This is a genomic window from Priestia sp. SIMBA_032 (assembly GCF_046535215.1).
GTDB classification, from domain to species: domain Bacteria; phylum Bacillota; class Bacilli; order Bacillales; family Bacillaceae_H; genus Priestia; species Priestia aryabhattai.
The window spans coordinates 1-292 of sequence record NZ_JAWRXD010000432.1 but is presented as its reverse complement, the minus strand read 5'-3'; the positions used below and the strand labels follow the sequence as shown (position 1 = coordinate 292).

Below are 292 nucleotides of genomic sequence, written 5' to 3'. Positions count from 1 at the left end.
AAGAATGTACTATCTGAAGTACCAGTTTTGTCTGATGTATACACAATTAATGAGGTATTACGTCATTTAAATGCTGAAGTCGTATTTGAAAATAATCAAGTAACAATCGATTCTTCTAAAGAACTAAACATTGAAGCACCATTTGAATATGTACGTAAAATGCGTGCATCTGTTCAAGTAATGGGACCATTATTAGCACGTAACGGTCGTGCTCGTATTGCACTTCCTGGTGGATGTGCAATCGGTTCACGTCCAATTGACCAACATTTAAAAGGCTTCGAAGCAATGGGAG

1 pseudogene is annotated in these 292 nt (G+C 37.3%); it reads left to right on the top strand.

Annotated features, from left to right (window positions below):
• Window positions 1–292: pseudogene (locus SB717_RS35055) on the top strand (UDP-N-acetylglucosamine 1-carboxyvinyltransferase); the annotation flags it as partial.